Source organism: Halomonas garicola (assembly GCF_055382465.1).
In genome coordinates, this window is the sequence record NZ_AP043931.1 from 1,177,004 (window position 1) to 1,193,620 (window position 16,617).

The 16,617-nt window shown below is 64.2% G+C and carries 13 protein-coding genes; 6 read left to right on the forward strand and 7 right to left on the reverse strand.

Translation table 11 applies throughout. The features are described 5' to 3' along the window. The first annotated feature begins 10 nt into the window (after positions 1-10). The gene (gene parC / locus ACZ46Y_RS05845) at positions 11-2,275 is read left to right on the forward strand and encodes a DNA topoisomerase IV subunit A (RefSeq protein ID WP_311954739.1); all 2,265 of its coding nucleotides are present in this window, start codon (positions 11-13) and stop codon (positions 2,273-2,275) included. A gap of 29 nt (positions 2,276-2,304) precedes the next feature. Continuing rightward, positions 2,305-3,276: a phosphoserine phosphatase SerB gene (serB, locus tag ACZ46Y_RS05850; RefSeq protein WP_311954740.1), complete on the forward strand. Its 972-nt coding sequence runs from the start codon at positions 2,305-2,307 to the stop codon at positions 3,274-3,276. On the opposite strand, the gene ACZ46Y_RS05855 is transcribed toward serB, so the two are convergent. From ACZ46Y_RS05855 to ACZ46Y_RS05880, 6 genes are read right to left on the reverse strand one after another with little or no spacing between them, the layout of a single operon-like run. Continuing rightward, positions 3,273-3,674: a Na+/H+ antiporter subunit G gene (locus tag ACZ46Y_RS05855; RefSeq protein ID WP_311954741.1), complete on the reverse strand. Its 402-nt coding sequence runs from the start codon at positions 3,672-3,674 to the stop codon at positions 3,273-3,275. The two genes, serB and ACZ46Y_RS05855, sit on opposite strands and share 4 nt — an antisense overlap. Next, entirely contained in the window at positions 3,671-3,940 is a 270-nt protein-coding gene (locus ACZ46Y_RS05860) for a K+/H+ antiporter subunit F (protein ID WP_311954742.1), read from the reverse strand. Before ACZ46Y_RS05860 ends, ACZ46Y_RS05855 begins: the two co-directional genes overlap by 4 nt. Beyond that, positions 3,934-4,431, reverse strand: a complete 498-nt coding sequence (locus ACZ46Y_RS05865) for a Na+/H+ antiporter subunit E (protein WP_311954743.1) — start codon at positions 4,429-4,431, stop codon at positions 3,934-3,936. The genes ACZ46Y_RS05860 and ACZ46Y_RS05865 overlap by 7 nt, the downstream gene beginning before the upstream one ends. Continuing rightward, positions 4,428-5,960 (reverse strand): monovalent cation/H+ antiporter subunit D, encoded by a 1,533-nt coding sequence (locus ACZ46Y_RS05870; protein WP_311954744.1) that lies wholly within the window; start codon positions 5,958-5,960, stop codon positions 4,428-4,430. Before ACZ46Y_RS05870 ends, ACZ46Y_RS05865 begins: the two co-directional genes overlap by 4 nt. Further along, positions 5,957-6,301: a Na+/H+ antiporter subunit C gene (locus ACZ46Y_RS05875; protein ID WP_311954745.1), complete on the reverse strand. Its 345-nt coding sequence runs from the start codon at positions 6,299-6,301 to the stop codon at positions 5,957-5,959. Before ACZ46Y_RS05875 ends, ACZ46Y_RS05870 begins: the two co-directional genes overlap by 4 nt. Continuing rightward, the gene (locus ACZ46Y_RS05880) at positions 6,301-9,150 is read right to left on the reverse strand and encodes a monovalent cation/H+ antiporter subunit A (RefSeq protein WP_311954746.1); all 2,850 of its coding nucleotides are present in this window, start codon (positions 9,148-9,150) and stop codon (positions 6,301-6,303) included. The genes ACZ46Y_RS05875 and ACZ46Y_RS05880 overlap by 1 nt, the downstream gene beginning before the upstream one ends. A 382-nt stretch (positions 9,151-9,532) precedes the next feature. Between ACZ46Y_RS05880 and ACZ46Y_RS05885 the strand changes: the two genes are divergently transcribed. The 3 genes from ACZ46Y_RS05885 to ACZ46Y_RS05895 all read left to right on the forward strand — a co-directional run bounded on the left by ACZ46Y_RS05885 (position 9,533) and on the right by ACZ46Y_RS05895 (position 13,855). After that, positions 9,533-9,742, forward strand: coding sequence for a hypothetical protein (locus ACZ46Y_RS05885; protein WP_311954747.1), 210 nt, complete (start codon positions 9,533-9,535; stop codon positions 9,740-9,742). Further along, a complete protein-coding gene (leuA, locus tag ACZ46Y_RS05890) occupies positions 9,729-11,435 on the forward strand; it encodes a 2-isopropylmalate synthase (RefSeq protein ID WP_311954748.1) in 1,707 nt (568 codons plus the stop codon). Before ACZ46Y_RS05885 ends, leuA begins: the two co-directional genes overlap by 14 nt. A 257-nt stretch (positions 11,436-11,692) precedes the next feature. Next, positions 11,693-13,855, forward strand: a complete 2,163-nt coding sequence (locus ACZ46Y_RS05895; protein ID WP_311954749.1) for a TonB-dependent siderophore receptor — start codon at positions 11,693-11,695, stop codon at positions 13,853-13,855. A gap of 118 nt (positions 13,856-13,973) precedes the next feature. On the opposite strand, the gene ACZ46Y_RS05900 is transcribed toward ACZ46Y_RS05895, so the two are convergent. Continuing rightward, positions 13,974-15,131: a YncE family protein gene (locus ACZ46Y_RS05900; RefSeq protein ID WP_311954750.1), complete on the reverse strand. Its 1,158-nt coding sequence runs from the start codon at positions 15,129-15,131 to the stop codon at positions 13,974-13,976. Between the two features lie 209 nt (positions 15,132-15,340). Between ACZ46Y_RS05900 and ACZ46Y_RS05905 the strand changes: the two genes are divergently transcribed. Beyond that, positions 15,341-16,585, forward strand: coding sequence for an MFS transporter (locus tag ACZ46Y_RS05905; RefSeq protein ID WP_311954751.1), 1,245 nt, complete (start codon positions 15,341-15,343; stop codon positions 16,583-16,585). Positions 16,586-16,617 lie beyond the last annotated feature (32 nt).

A 16,617-nucleotide genomic window follows, 5' to 3' on the forward strand; every position in this document is an offset into this window, starting at 1 on the left:
AGGCCCATTAATGAGCATGGATATTGCCGTGGCGGAAGGCGACGTCGAACGCCTTTCCCTGCGCGACTACACCGAAAAAGCCTACCTCGACTATTCGATGTACGTCATTCTGGATCGGGCACTGCCCAACATCGGCGACGGGCTCAAGCCCGTGCAGCGGCGCATTATCTACGCCATGCGCGAGCTTGCGCTGTCGGCCAGCGCCAAGCACAAGAAGTCCGCGCGCACCGTGGGCGACGTGCTGGGCAAGTTTCACCCCCACGGCGACAGCGCCTGCTATGAAGCTATGGTGCTCATGGCCCAGCCGTTTTCCTACCGCTACCCGCTGGTGGACGGCCAGGGCAACTGGGGCAGCCCCGACGACCCCAAGTCGTTTGCCGCCATGCGCTACACCGAGGCCAGGCTGTCGAAATTCGCCGAAGTGCTGCTCGCCGAGCTTGGCCAGGGCACCGTGGACTGGGCGCCCAACTTTGACGGCACCATGCAGGAGCCCGAGGTGCTGCCCGCCCGGCTGCCGCACATACTGCTCAACGGCGGCACCGGCATCGCCGTGGGTATGGCTACCGATATCCCGCCGCATAACGCAAGCGAAGTGGTCGAAGCCACTTGCCACCTGCTGCGCCACCCCGACGCCACCACCACCGATCTGGTGGAATATCTGCCGGCGCCGGACTTTCCGACCGAGGCGGAGATCATTACCCCGCGGGCAGACCTGCGCAAGCTCTATGAGGCCGGGCGCGGCTCGGTGAAGATGCGCGCGCGCTTTACCCGTGAGGATGCCAACATCGTGATTACCGCGCTGCCGTACCAGGTCAGCGGGGCTCGGGTGCTGGAGCAGATCGCTTCCCAGATGCAGGCCAAGAAGCTGCCCATGGTCGCCGACCTGCGCGACGAATCCACCCACGAGGAGCCCACGCGGCTGGTGATCGAGCCGCGCTCCGCCCGGGTGGACGTCGAACCGCTGATGGCGCACCTGTTTGCTACCACGGACCTGGAAAAGAACGTTCGCGTCAACTTCAACGTCATCGGCCTGGACGGCCGGCCAAAGGTGATGGCGCTGCCCGAGCTTTTGGGCCAGTGGCTTGAGTTTCGTCGGGACACGGTACGCCGCCGGCTTGAGCACCGCCTGGGCAAGGTGGAAGAGCGCCTGCACCTGCTGGAAGGGCTTTTGGCCGCCTACCTCAACCTGGACGAAGTCATCCGCATCATTCGCGAAGAGGACGCGCCCAAGCCCGCGCTGGTCGCCGCGTTCGGGCTGTCCGAGCGCCAGGCCGAAGCGATTTTAGAGCTGCGCCTGCGCCACCTCGCCAAGCTTGAGGAGATGAAGATCCGCGGCGAGCAGGACGAGCTGGAGAAGGAGCGCAAGCGCCTGCAGGGGCTTTTGGGCAGCGAAGCCAGGCTGACCACCTTGATCGAGAAGGAAATCCGCGCCGCGGGCAAGGAACACGGCGACGCGCGTCGCTCGCCGCTGGTGGAGCGTGGGGAGGCCCGGGCGCTGTCCGAGGTTGAGCTGCTGGGCGCCGACCCCATCACCGTGGTGCTCTCTGAGAAAGGCTGGATTCGTGCCGCCAAGGGCCACGAGATCGACCCCGCGGGGCTGTCCTTCAAGGCCGGCGATAGTTTTGCCCTGGCTGCCCGGGGCAAGACCAACCAGCCGCTGGTGCTGCTCGACGATACCGGCCGAGCCTACACGCTGGCCGCGCACAACCTGCCCGGCGCCCGGGGCCAGGGCGAGCCGGTGACTGGCCGGGTCAACGTGGCCGCCGGCGCGCAGATGGCCGGCATTCTGCTGGCGCCGCCGGAGCAGCGCTTTGTGCTGGCCTCGGACGGCGGCTACGGTTTCGTTGCCCGACTTAATACGCTGACCGGCAAGAACCGGGCCGGCAAGGCGGCGTTGACGCTACCCAAGGGCTGCAGCGTGCTGCCGCCGGCGGCTATCCCCGACGGCGACGAAGCGCTGTGGGTGGCATTGATATCCAACGAGGGGCGGCTGCTGCTGTTTACGCTTGACCAGCTGCCGGAAATGGCCCGGGGCAAGGGCAACAAGATGCTCGATATCCCCGGCGCCCGGGCGGCTCGGCGGGAAGAGTTCGTCCGCGATATCGCCGTGCTGGCGGAAAGCGACGCCCTGGTGGTTTACGCCGGCAAGCGCAAGCTAACGCTCAAGCCCGATGATCTGGGCTACTACCGCGGCGAGCGCGGGCGGCGCGGCAGCAAGCTGCCCCGGGGCTTTCAGCGGGTGGACCGTATCGAGGCGCAGCGCCGCGACGGCTGACGAAATCAGGAATCAGGAGAGGGAAGCATATGAGCCGCAACGCACTGGTGCTGACGCTGCTTGGCGAGACGCTGCCGACAGCGCTGTTTAGCGAGGTGGAAGCCTGGCTGGAAGAGCAGGGGCTCAGCGTGGCGCGCCGCCGCTGGCTGACCGGCGAAGCGGCGGCGCCGGCGGACGCGGCCTGCGTGGCCTGGGAAATAGAAGGCAGGCCGCTTGAGAGCGGCAGCATCGATCTTGAAGCGCTGCGCGCAGAGGCGCTGGCGCTGGGTAGCGCTCACGGCGTTGACGCTGCCGTACAGGCGGCCAGCGAGTGGCGCGGCCATCGTCGGCTGGTGTGCTTTGATATGGATTCCACGCTGATCAAGGCCGAAGTGATCGACGAGCTGGCGCGCCGCCACGGCGTGGGCGACGAGGTCGCGGCGGTCACCGAGCGGGCCATGCGCGGCGAGCTGGACTTTCAGCAGAGCTTTCGCGAGCGCATGGCTCGGCTCGAAGGGCTGGATGAGGCGGTGCTTGAAGACATCGCCGTCAACCTTCCGCTGATGGACGGCCTGGAAACGCTGATGGCCGGCCTCAAGCGCCACGGCTACCGCACGGCGATCCTTTCCGGCGGCTTTAGCTACTTTGCCCGACACCTGCAGGCGCGCTTCGGCTTTGACGAAGTTCACGCCAACGAGCTGGTGATCGATGAGCACGGCAAGGTAACCGGGGAGGTGCGCGAGCCTATTGTGGACGCCGCGCGCAAGGCGTGGCTGCTGGAGGACATGGCGACGCGCGAGGGGCTTTCCCTGAGCCAGACCGTGGCGGTGGGCGACGGCGCCAACGACCTGGAGATGCTGTCCCGGGCGGGGTTGGGCATCGCCTTTCGCGCCAAGCCGGTGGTGCGCGAAAAGGCCCGCCAGTCGATTACCACCCTGGGACTGGACGCCGTACTTTACCTGATGGGCCACCCCCGAGCCGCGCTTGCCGTCGAGGCGTCCGCCGATACGCCCGCGGGCTAGAGGCTGTCGTTTTCCGGAACGACGTCTTTTTCCGGCGGCGGTGCCGGGTTGTCGCCGCCTTCTTCGCGTAGCTCCCGCGGGTTGCCGCCGGTCTTGTCGGCGCGCTCAAGCTTCATGTGCAGGCCGGCCTTGGAGAGCATATGGGCGCTGACCGGGGCGGTGATGAACAAAAACAGCGTGATCAGCATCTCCTGGATGCTGAGCCTGCCGTGTAGCCCCAAGAAATACACCATGGAAGCTATCAGCATGCAGCCCACGCCCAGGGTAGAGACCTTGGTAGGGCCGTGCAGGCGCATGTAAAAGTCCTTCAGATGCGCCATCCCCAGCGAGCCGATAAAGGCGAAAATACCGCCGGCTACCAGCAGTATCGATGCCAGCAGTTCTATCAGCGTATTCATTCGATGATATCTCCGCGCAGAATGTACTTGCAGATGGCCACGGTGCTGACAAAGCCGAGCATGGCGATCAGCAGGGCGGCTTCAAAATAGGTTTTGCTGTCGAGCCACAGACCGAGCATGACGACCAGGGCAATGGAGTTGACGTACATGGTGTCCAGCGCCAGCACTCGGTCGGGCAGGCGTGGCCCCCGGGCCAGGCGGTAGAGATTCATCATCAGGGCCATGACCACTAGCGTAAGGGCCACCGGCAGCGCGATGCTCAGCATTCGAAAATCTCCTTGAGCGGTATTTCGTAGCGCCGGTGAATCTGCTCTATCAGCGCGTCGGGGTCCTCCACGTCCAGAGCGTGGATCAGCAGCGACTTGCCGTCCAGGCGCAGGTTGGCCGATAACGTCCCCGGCGTCAGGGTAATCGTGCTGGCCAGCAGCGTGATGGTAAAACGCTCCTCGAGCATCAGCGGATATTCAACGAAATAGGGGTGCGTTTTACGCCAGGGGTTGACGATGAGGTAAGCCACTTCGAAGTTGGCGACGATAATGTCACCGACCACGCGAAGCACGTAGCGTGCCAGCAGCCAGGGTTTCTGAATGTGCGGCTGGACATCCCAGAAGCGGTGGGTCGCCAGCGGTATGGCGATCCCCAGCAGGCTCCCCAGCAGGATTTGCCCCGGAGCAATGCTGTGCGTCAACAATAGCCAGACCGCCAGCAGGAGAAGGGATAGTACCGGCGTGGGTAGCCAGGGGCACGGCTTGATCATGGCATATCTCCTCTGGTTGACAGCTCCGTTGCGGGCAGCAGCGTCTGAATAAGCGCCTCGGGATGGGCCAGCTGCTCGGCGGTGGCCTGGGTGTATTCGCTCACCGGGCCGGCGAATACCACCAGCATTATCGGGGCGACAGCGACCAGCAGGATAACGCCGAGCCACTGGGCCCGGGGCAGGGCGTCACCGCCGGGGGTGCCGAGGTGGCTGGCCCAGAACATGGTCGACCCCGCCCGGGACAGCGCCACCAGCGAGGCCAGGCCCGCCAGCAGTAAAAGCGGCCACAGCCACAGGCGGGCGCTACCTTCGGCGGCGTTGAGCAGCAGCGCCTTGCCCAGCGCGCCGGAAAGCGGAGGCAGCCCGGCAACGGCGACGCTGCCAAGGAAAAACAGCAGCGCCAGCCCGCCGCCTTCGGCCATGGGGCGCCCCTTGACCAGCCGCGTACCGGCCTTGCCGCGCTGGGTACCGATCATGGCCGCGAGCAGGAAGAGCCCGCCGGTTACCAGCGTGGTGTGAATCAGGTAGTAAAGCAGCGCCGATACGGCCTCGGGCGTGCGCATGCCGATACCCGCGAGCAGCGTGCCGACCGAGACCAGCACCAGGTAGGCCACCAGCAGGCGCAAATCCCGGGTGGCGAGTACGCCCATGGCGGCGACGACTAGGGTGCCGAGCCCTAGCCACCAGACCCAGGGCTGCTCCAGCGCGGCGAGCATGCCGGCCTGGTCGCTGAAGATCAGCGTATACACCCGCAGGATCGAGTAAATCCCCACCTTGGTCATAATGGCAAACAGCGCCGCCACCGGCGGCGGCGCATAGCCGTAGGTGCGCGGCAGCCAGAAATACAGCGGCAGCATGGCGGCTTTCAGCCCGAAAACGACCAGCAGCATCAGCGCGCCGGCGACCACCAGCCCTTCGCGTTCGGCGGGTAGCTCAGCTACGCGCAGGGCCATGTCGGCCATGTTGAGCGTGCCGGTAGCCCCGTAAAGAATGCCCACGGCGATTAGAAACAGCGACGAGCCGGCGAGGTTGAGCACCACGTAGTGCACGCTTGCCTGAATGCGCGCCTTGCCGCCGCCGTGAAGCAGCAGCGCGTAGGAGGCCAGCAGCAGCACCTCAAAGAAGACGAAGAGGTTGAACAGGTCGCCGGTCAAAAAGGCGCCGTTGAGGCCTACCAGCTGCCACTGGAAGAGGCCGTGGAAGTTGCTGCCCTTTTCGTCGTCGCCGCCGCAGGAGTGGATCACCGCGCCCAGGGCCAAAAGCGAGGTCACCGCGACCATCAGCGCCGAGAGGCGGTCAAGCACCAGCACAATGCCGAACGGCGGCTGCCAGCTGCCAAGCGCGTAGTAGGTCACTTCGCCGCTGGCCGCCTGGTACAAAAGCGCCACGGAAACGACGACCAGCGCCGCCGTGGCCGCCACGCTGATGGCGCGCTTTTTGACGCTCAGCCGGCCAAGGCGCCGGTAGAGCAGCAGAATCCCCGCCAGCATGGGTAGCACGACGGGCAGAATAATCAGGTGCTGGGTCATTCGTGATCGTCCTTCTTGCCGTCCACGTGGTCGTTACCCACTTCGCTTCGCGCGCGCATGGCGAGAATCACGACAAACGCCGTCATGGCAAAGCCGATCACGATAGCGGTAAGCACCAACGCCTGGGGAAGCGGGTCGGCATAGTCTACGGCTTGCTCCGCGGCGTCGTTGATCAGCACGGCGCCGTCGGTGGTCAGCCCGCCCATGGAAAACAGGAAAAGGTTGACCGCATAGGAAAGGAGGGTCAGCCCCACGACCACGGGGAAGGTGCGCCCGCGCAGGGTCAGGTAAAGCCCGCAGGCAGTGAGAATGCCGGTCGCGATGGCGTAAAGCGCTTCCATCAGGTGGACTCCTTGCCGTTTTCGTTGCCGTTGCCGGGGGTGGTGTCGTCGGTGTGCTTGAGCGGTGCATCGGGCACCGGGCGGTGGGGCGTGGTGACCTTGCCAAGGTTGGCCAGAATCATCAGCGTCGCGCCCACTACGGCGAGGTAGACGCCCAGGTCAAAGAACAGCGCGGTGGCCAGCTCAACCTCGCCGATCAGCGGCAGCGTAAAGTGGCCGAAGGCCGAGGTGAGAAACGGATGGCCAAACAGCCAGCTGCCCACCCCGGTAAGCGTCGCCGTGGCCACGCCGACCACCGCCACCGGCTGAAAGGGGAAGTCGAGGCGCTGCTGGGCCCAGTCCACCCCGCGCGCCACGTAAAGCAGAATCAGCGCCACCGCGGTAACCAGCCCGGCAATGAAGCCGCCGCCGGGCTGGTTGTGGCCGCGCAGGAAGATAAAGGCCGAGACCAGCAGTGCCAGCGGCAGCAGCGCCATGGAGATCGACTTGAGTATTGGCGGATAGCGGTCCGGTGACCAGGGCCGCCCCTCCACGTCGCTGTGAGGCATGAACAGGCGCAGGCGGTTGAGCAGCTTGAAAATGGCCAGGCCGGCCAGGGCCAGGACGGTGATTTCGCCCAGGGTATCAAACCCACGGAAGTCCACCAGGATCACGTTGACGGCGTTGTGCCCGCCGCCCCCGGGTACGCTGTTGTTGATGAAAAAGTCGGAAATCGACACCGTGCCCCGGGTCAGCACCGCATAGTTGAGGCTGGCGACCACTAGCCCCAGCGCGCTTGCCAGCAAAATGTCGCGGACGTTGCGCATGGGGCTTGAGTCCCGGGGAGTACGCTGGGGCAGGAAAAACAGCGCCAGCATCAGCAGGATCATGGTCACGACCTCCACCGACAGCTGGGTCAGGGCCAGGTCCGGCGCCGAGTAGCGGGCAAAGGTCAGCGCCACAAACAGCCCCACGGTGGAGAGCATCAGCAGGGAAATCAGGCGGAAGCGGTGGGTGGCTGCGGTGGCAATACCGCCGAATATCAGCATGCCCGCGCCGAAAAGCACCATGCCGTCGATCGGCTGGTTGCCCTGGGCTCCGGTCAGCGGCGCAATTTTGGCCAGGCCGATGACGCCGCTGACCAGCGCCGATAGCATCAGAAACGCCATGTAGCGCTGTAGCGAGTTGCCCTCCAGCCAGGTCACGGTACGTTCCGAGCTGTGCTTGCAGGCGAGCACGCCGCGCTCGAACACGAACCGCGCGTCGAGGCTCTTGAAATGGCCGAGAAAGCGGCGCATGTCGCGGTGGTAGCTGTACATCAGCGCGCCGCCGGCAAGGGCCACAACGCTCATCGCCAGCGGCAGGTTAAAGCCGTGCCACAGGGCCAGGTGGAAATCCAGCGGCTCGCCGAGGACGGCCAGGGTGGCAAGGTCCAGCAGGCCGCCGGCAAAAAACATCGGAAAGATACCCACCAGCACGCACAGCGCTACCAGCAGCTCCACCGGCGCGCGCATCAGCCGCGGCGGCTCGTGGGGTGGCTTGGGGGGGGCTTTGCGCGCCGGCTTGAAAAACACCGCATGGGCCAGGCGCAGCGAATAGGCCACCGAGAGCACGCCGCCCAGCGTGGCCAGCACCGGCATGATCCAGCTCAGGCCGGCGAGGATCGGCGTGTTGAGCGCTTCGGTAAAGAGCATTTCCTTGGACAGAAAGCCGTTCAATAGCGGCACGCCGGCCATGGCCGCCGCGGCGACTGAGGTCAGCACCGCCATCACCGGCATGCTGGTGCGCAGCCCGCCCAGGCGCTTGAGCTCCCGGGTGCCGGCTTCGTGGTCGATGATGCCCGCGCTCATGAACAGCGCCGCCTTGAAGGTGGCGTGGTTGAGGATATGAAACAGCGCGGCAAGGATCGCCATGGGGCTGCCGATGCCCAGGAGCATGGTAATCAGCCCCAGGTGGCTGACGGTGGAAAACGCCAGGATGCCCTTGAGATCGGTCTTGAACAGCGCAAACCAGGCCCCGTAGAGCAGCGTGACCGTACCGGTCAGGGAGACCAGCACGGTCCACAGCACATGGTCGCCGATGGCGGGGTGCAGCCGTGCCATGAGAAGGATGCCGGCCTTGACCATGGTCGCCGAGTGAAGATAGGCCGATACCGGGGTCGGCGCGGCCATGGCGTGGGGCAGCCAGAACTGGAACGGGAACTGCGCCGACTTGGTAAAGGCGCCCAGCAGCACCAGCACCAGCATGGCCGGGTAGCGCGGGTCGGCGGTGATGGCGTCGCTGCTGGCGAGCACCACGTTCATGTCGAAACTGCCCGCCATGTGGCCCAGCAGCAAAACGCCGGCCAGCAGGGCAAGCCCGCCGGCGCCGGTGACGGTGAGCGCCATGCGCGCGCCCTTGCGCGCCGCACTCTGGGTGGTCCAGAAGCCGATAAGCAAAAACGAGGCCAGGCTGGTGAGCTCCCAGTACAGCCACAGCAAAATCAGGTTGTCGGCCATGGCAATGCCCACCATGGAGGCCATGAACAGCACCATGAAGGCATAAAAGCGGCTCACCGGTTCGTCATCCGCCAGATAAAAGTGGGCATAGAGCAGAATCAGCAGCCCGATGCCCAGAATCAGCAGATTGAACAAAAGCGTCAGGCCGTCGAGCCGCAGCGCCAGGTCCAGCCCCAGCTGGGGTAGCCAGCTTACCCCAAAGCGCAGCGACTCGCCGTCGGCAAGCGCGGGGATCTGCGCAAGCGTCAGCGCCAGGGCAATGGCGGGAAGCGCAGCAGTGACCAGCGTGCAGGTAGCGCGCCCGTGGCGTGCGCCAAGCACAGGGGCAAACACACCCGCAAGCGGCAGTAAGGCTATCCACAGCAGTGTCATGAGGTCATCCAGCGGTTGAATATCTTCGTGGTGGTCGTGCGTATGACTCGGCGACCTGTCCGGCTTGTCGAACCATCAGGGTCCGAACGGTGTCTAAAGTCACAGAATAACGCCGGCGGCACGGCGCAAACCTTGGAGCGTACCAGCTGAGTCGCCTTTGGGGAATTTTACCGCGCCCTGTTCGCCCGCCAGAAGGGGTGCCGCTGGCCAGGCGTTGACAAACGCCGTCGAGACTGATTTTCTAAGGGTATGAAAACTTCCATGACCCATCTTGTACTAGACCTACGACTACTACGCGCTCGCCTCTGACACTTCAGGGTCGGGCAAGCGCTGTGAGCGCGCATTCAAAGCATTGTCGTTAGCTGTTACAAGGTAAACTGTCATGGGATTCAATGAACCGCACTGTTTTTTCAGTCAGCCCCGTTTTTTTAGCAAAAGCCGCTTTTCCCACAAAAGCCGCTTTTTCAGCACGCCCCTTTGCCCTCCGGCGGTGAAGGGGCGTTTTGCGTTGGTGCCTGCAAGCATCGACGATCTTTCTACTGTCTTCCGCCGCCTTTTTTTCCTCCAGGAGAGCCGCCATGATGTTGTCTGATCCCGCACAAAAGTATCGTCCGTTCGTCGCCGTCGACTTGCCCGACCGCCAATGGCCGTCCCGGCGCATCGAGCAGCCGCCGATCTGGACAAGCGTCGACCTGCGCGACGGCAACCAGTCGCTGATCGACCCCATGGATCAGGAGCGCAAGCAGCGGCTTTTTGACATGCTGGTCAATATCGGCTTCAAGGAGATCGAGGTGGGCTTTCCCTCGGCCTCGCAGACCGATTTTGACTTTGTCCGCTCGCTGATCGACGAGGGCAAGGTACCCGACGACGTGACGATCCAGGTACTCACCCCGGCGCGCCCGCACCTGATCGAGCGCACCTTTGAGGCGCTCAAGGGCGCCAAAAACGCCATCGTCCACGTCTATAACGCGACCGATCCGGTGTTTCGGCGGATCGTCTTCAACGTCGACAAGGAGAACTGCATCCAGATCGCCCGGCAGGCGACTCGCCAGATCCGCGATGCCATTAACGCCGCGCCGGAGACCCACTGGACCTTCCAGTACTCCCCGGAGCTTTTCACCACCACGGAGATGGATTTCGCCGTGGAGATTGTCGAAGCGGTCATGGAGGAGTATCGGCCCACCGCCGAGCACCGCATGATCGTTAACCTGCCGGCGACGGTCGAGTGCGCCACGCCCAACAACTACGCCGACCAGATCGAGTGGTTCTGCCGCCACGTCAAAAACCGTGAGGCCCTGATCGTAAGCCTGCACCCGCACAACGACCGCGGTACCGGCATCGCCGCCGCCGAGCTTGGCCTGATGGCCGGCGCCGACCGGGTGGAAGGCACGCTGTTTGGCAACGGCGAGCGCACCGGCAACGTCGACCTGGTCACCGTGGCGATGAACATGTACACCCAGGGCGTGCATCCCGGGCTGGACTTTTCCAACATCACGCCGATCATGCGCGAAGTGGAGCACTGCAACCAGCTGCCGGTGCACCCGCGCCACCCCTACGTGGGGGATCTGGTGTTTACCGCCTTCTCCGGCTCCCACCAGGACGCGATCAAGAAGGGCATGACCGAGCGCCGGGCCAGCCCCGACGCCGTCTGGGAGGTGCCGTACCTGCCCATCGACCCGCTGGACGTGGGCCGCAGCTACGAAGCGGTCATCCGCGTCAACAGCCAGTCGGGCAAGGGCGGCGTCTCCTACCTGCTGGAAGAAGAGCACGGCGTGGTGCTGCCGCGCCGGCTGTCCATGGAGTTCAGCCAGGTGGTGCAGGAAGTCGCCGAGCGCACCGGGCGCGAGATCACCTCGCAGATGATCTATCAGGCCTTCAGCGACGAGTATCTGGGGCGCAGCACGCCGTTTTCACTGGCCAGCCACAGCATGTCTTCCGAGCCGGATAGCCCCACCGTGAACCTGGAAGCCACGGTGGACCTCGACGGCGAGCGCAAGACGCTGCACGGCGAAGGCAACGGCCCGCTGGCCGCCTTTGTCCAGGCGCTTTCAAGCGCCGGCCACGACGTGGAAATCATCGACTACCACGAGCATTCTCGCGGGCAGGGCACCGACGCCGAAGCCGTAGCCTACGTGCAGGTTCGCGTCGGCGGTGAGTCGGTCTTCGGCGTAGGGATCGACGAAAGCATCACCAGCGCCTCGATGAAGGGCGTGCTCAGCGCCATCAACCGCCACCACTCGACCCAGGCGCCGGCGGCCAACGTCACCGCGGAAACCCTGGCCTAATCCTGGCCTGAAGCGAGCCAGCGACCCCGTGATAAAACCGGCGCCCTTGGGCGCCGGTTTTATGTGCATAGGTCAGATGACATTGAGCGTCTGAAAAACGCTGTGGGGAAAATCGGGGAGCGGCTTCCATTGCTTATGATTGTTGCACTGTGTTCTCATTCTCTTCCGAGTTTGGTTTTCATTGTCTGATGCCGCTGTTTGGCGTGTACCACGTGAAAAGTCTCGAAGAAAATCTGAAAAAAGAAAAGGACGGGAAGATGGGAAGGCGAAAACACAGCGTACCGCGGGCGTTTGCCACTTTCGGCAGCGTGGTCGCCCTGATAGGGGCAAGCCAGGCGGCGCTAGCGCAAACCGCCGACGAGACGCGGCTGGATACCGTGACTGTCGAAGGCAACCGCCTTTATGAAATGCTGCCTTCCGAAGTGACCGAGGGCTACAGCGTCGATTCGGCAACGGTCGGTACCAAAACCCCGGCGGCGCTGCGCGACATTCCCCAATCGGTTAGCGTAGTGACCCGCGATGCCATCGACGATCAGAACTTCACCACGCTCGACGAGCTTGGTCGGCGCACCACCGGCGTACGCGTTCTCTCCAACGACAACGGCCGCTCGTCCATCTTCGCCCGGGGCTATGAATATGACGAAGCCAGCATCGACGGACTGCCCGCCCCCATGACCAGCATCAACGGCTCGGTGCCGTCCCTTGCCGCCTTTGACCGCGTGGAAATCATGCGCGGGCCGTCGGGACTGTTTAACAGCACCAGCGAAATGGGCGGCATCGTCAACCTGGTGCGCAAGCGCCCGACCGACGAGTTTCAAGGGAGTCTCGGCGCCGGCGCGGGCACCCAGGGTCAGCGCAACGTGCAGACCGATCTCTCCGGCCCGCTTGACGACGCGGGAAAAGTGCGCGGCCGGCTGGTGCTCGACCGTACCGATCACCCGGAAATTGCCGACCACACCGACAATGAACAGTACGATATTTACGCCGCGCTGGACGTAGACCTAAGCGCTGACACCACGCTGGGGCTGGCGTTTTTGCGCAACCATAAGGATATCGTGGTCAACAACGGCCAGCCGGTGGATGCCGATGGCAACCTGACCTATAAGCGCCGCTCGGCGTTCTACGGCGCCGACTGGAACGATTTCAACAGCCAGTCCAACGACGTGCTGGTGGATCTGACCCACAGCTTTGATAGCGGCGGCTACGGCCGCATCGGCATGCGCTACTCCGATCGCAACGCCGACTACAACTACGCCTTTGGCGGCAGCGCGCTGGATGACGACAACACCATGAACGTGGCCGGTATCGGCAGCGACGTCAGCCAGGAGGCGTTTTCGTTTGACGCCAGCTACAGCCAGCCGTTTTCCGCGTTTGGCAACGTCAGCGAGTTTGTCGTGGGCAGCGACTACAAACGCTACGACACCGACATTGAGTCCAGCCGCACCCGCGGTTTGACCACCAGCCGCGTCACCCGCAACGAGCTTAATAAGCTTGCCTACACCGATATTCTGGCCCAGGGCCGTCAGGGCGCCGGCGGCTTTCGCTACGGCCACGACGATACCCGCCAGCAGGAAACCGGCGTTTACTCCAAGCTGACGCTGCGCCCGGTAGAACCGCTTGCGCTGATTGCCGGCGGCCGCGTTAGCCATTACGAGACCCGCAACAAGGATCGCGCCGGAGATCAAAGCCAGCGCCGCAGCGGCACCGAGTTCACCCCTTACGCCGGCGCGGTCTACGACCTGGACTTCAACCACTCGCTCTACGCCAGCTATTCGCAGGTGTTCAAGCCGCAAACGGCGCTTGACGCGGATAACGACATCATCAAACCGCGCGAAGGCGAGCAGTACGAAGTCGGCATTAAAGGCAGCTATTTCGGCGGCGATTTGAACACCCGCTTAAGCGCCTTCCGCCTTTACGATGAAAACCGTGCGGCGTCGCCTGCTGACCCCAAGGCTTGCTACTCGGTAGCGGTCGGCAAAATGCGCATTCAGGGCGGCGAAGTAGAAGTGGCGGGCGATTTAACCCCGCAGTGGGGCGTAAGCGCCGGCTACACCTACATGGATACCGAGGTGAAAGAAGCCTCCACCGGCCGCGACGACGGCATCTTTATGCTGATGCCCCATAACATGGTTAACCTCTGGACCCAGTACGACGTGGCCGGCGGCACCCTTGACGGCCTGACGCTTGGCGGCGGCGTCACCGCCATGAGCGGCTTTGCGTCCTCCCAGGGCGTTGAAGCCCCGGGCTACGCGGTAGTCGACGCCATGCTCGGCTACGACTTTACCCCGGCGTTTAGCGGCCAGCTTAACTTCAACAACATTCTCGACCGCCATTACTACAACCGCGTCGGCGGGCAGAATACCTTCAACATGCCCGGCGCGCCGTCCAACGTCATGGCATCGGTTAACTATGACTTCTAGCGTCGCTGGCGATAGCGCCCTGGCACGAACGCTCAGGCAGGGATGCTCAGGCATAAGCGCTCAGGCATAAAAAACGCCCCGGTTTGCTAAACCGGGGCGTTTTGGTATGGCCGCTAGCTTACGGCGTAATCCGCGTCACGGTGTTGCCGCCGGGCTCTACCGGAGTGGGCGCGTCGGCGGGGCCGTGGCGGTCTTTGCCCTTGGCCTTGTTGCTGACGTAGACGTTGCCGGTGTCGGGGGCGATGGCAATCGTCTGCGGGTGCGTACCGGTGCCCAGGTGGGCGGTGACGTAGCGGCTGTCGGCGTCGATGATTGACACCGTGCCGTCGCCGCGGTTGGCCACGTACAAATCGCCCGTTTGCGGATGCAGCCGAGCGCTTAGCGCGCCGTCGCCGGTGCTGACGGTGGTTTCAATCTCGCCGCTTTCGACGTCGATAATCGACACGCCGCCGGTCTTCTGGTTGATGGCGTAGAGGATGCCGTTGTCGGCGTCGAGCTCCAGATTCACGGTATCGAAGGGGGCGGGCTTGGCGTCGGGGTCGTTGTCATTGAGCTCGACGGCGCTGAAGGTGCGCAGCACTTCCTGGCTTTCCAGATCGATTTCGGCGATGTCGCTGGTGGCCATGTCGGAGACGTAAAGCCGCTGGTTGGCGGCGTCGAGCGCCAGGCCGGCGGCCGTTTTGACCGGGTCGACGATGATGGATTCCAGCGTGTCGGACTCGCCGTCGATGACCCAGATCGCGCTTTCAGGGCCCTCTTCGTCGCCGCGCGACATGCCGCCAACGGCGCTTACGTAAACCGTATTGCTATCTTCATCCACCGCGACCTGGCGCAGCTGGTCAGAAGTCTCGCCGGGGTTTTCGATCCGCGCGACTTCCTCACCGGTATCGATGTTATACACGCCCACCTGGCCGTTTTTGGTGTCGGCGGCATAGAGCTTTTGCGTGGCGTGATTGATCGCGATGCCGAAGGGAATAACGTCGCCGGTGAGGATTTTGTCGACTTCGTCGAGGGTCTCGGCGTCAAGCGCCACAATGCCCGGCTTGACGGCGTTTTCCGCCTCGGCGTCGCGGCTGCCGGTGATGGCGGCGTAGACGGCGTCGGTGGCCGGGTTGAAGGCGATTTCATAGACGGATTCGTCGACTTTCACCGAGCGGTCGACGGCCGGGGCGGCCATGGCCTGGGCGACCACGCCGATTGATGCGGCCAGTAGCGAGAGGGTAAAAAAGCGGCGCGTGTGGGGCGCGAGCCCGGTGCGGGCAGCGTTAAAAGGCATCTGGGACTCCTGTGTGATGAGTCAATGATAGGCAAAGGTGCGTGGGCAGTCTGCGATTTTTTGGCCTGCTACACAAATAGAAATCATTTGCTTTTGCTTTTCAGTAACCTTAACCTGCTAATCTTATTATCGTTTGCTGTACTGGGCGTAAGACGTGAGCACGCTAGGCAGCAAGTCGGCTTTACCAGGTTCAACCGGAAACACCAGCGATGGATTCTCCTCAACCGTCACCCCGTCTCTGGGTGCTAAGCTTCGTCGCCCTGGTCGGCACCATGGGCATCATGTCGTTTGTGGCCGTGGTCGGGCCGATTACCCGCCTGTTTGGACTGGCCGACTGGCACGCTGGCCTGGCGCTCACCGCCGGCGGCGTCTTCTGGACGCTCTCCGCCCGCCGCTGGGGCAAGCTCAGCGACCGAGTCGGGCGCAAGCGCGTGCTGGTGTTTTCTCTTGCCGCCTACTGCGTTACCTATCTGCTGCTCGCTGTGCTGGTGGACGCCGCACTGGGGCATCCGCCGGCGCTCGTCGTGTCGCTTGCCGTACTGGTGGGCGCACGGGCGCTGGTGGGGCTGTTTTACGCCGCCGTACCCACGGTCGCCGCCGCGGCGGTGGCCGACCAGGCGCCCACGGGCAAGCGCGCATCCAGCATGGCGCGACTCGGGGCGGCCAACGCCACCGGGCTGATTGCAGGCCCCGTGGTGGCCGGCTGGATCGCCACCTACGATATCGCCTTGGCGCTTTACGCCGCCGCGCTGATGCCGCTGGCCGCCCTCGGTATGATCCTGTGGAAGCTTCAGGAAACCCGCCCCCCTGAAGCCGCACCTGACAAGGAACCTGAGAACGTCGCGCCCAAGCAAAAGCCGAGCGCGGGATTTTTCGACCCGCGCCTACGCCTGCCGCTGGCGGCCATGTTTGTCGCCATTATGGCGGTGGCCACCACCCAGTCCACCGTGGGCTTTTTAATGCTCGACCGACTGTCGCTGTCGCCGGCGGAAGGGGCCAAGGCCGCCGGCTATGCGCTGACCGCGCTGGGTATCGGGCTCATAGTGGCCCAAACCGTGATGATGCGCCTGCAGTGGCCGCCCGTGCGCTGGCTGCTGCTGGGCGCGCTGCTGGCAGGCGCAGGCTTTGGCTCGGTAGCGTGGCTTGGCACCGGCTGGGTTATTTTTCTCGCCTTTGGCCTGGCGGGGCTGGGCATGGGGCTGGTGCGCCCCTCGATACAGGCGTTAACCGCCGACTGCGTTGAGGCCCACGAGCAGGGCGCGGCCGCCGGCACCGCCGCCTCCATGCAGGGCTTTGCCATGACGCTGGGGCCGCTGGTGGGCACGCTGCTCTACGGTCTGGCCCCCGCCGTGCCTTATGGGCTGGTGGGTGTCCTGCTGTTGGCGCTGGCGCTGATGGTTTGGCGCCGCCATGTTTCCCCAGCGGCGTCGCAGCCGTCAGGAGCCGTTTCATGACCACGTTAACTGACTTCACAGCTGCCTCCGCA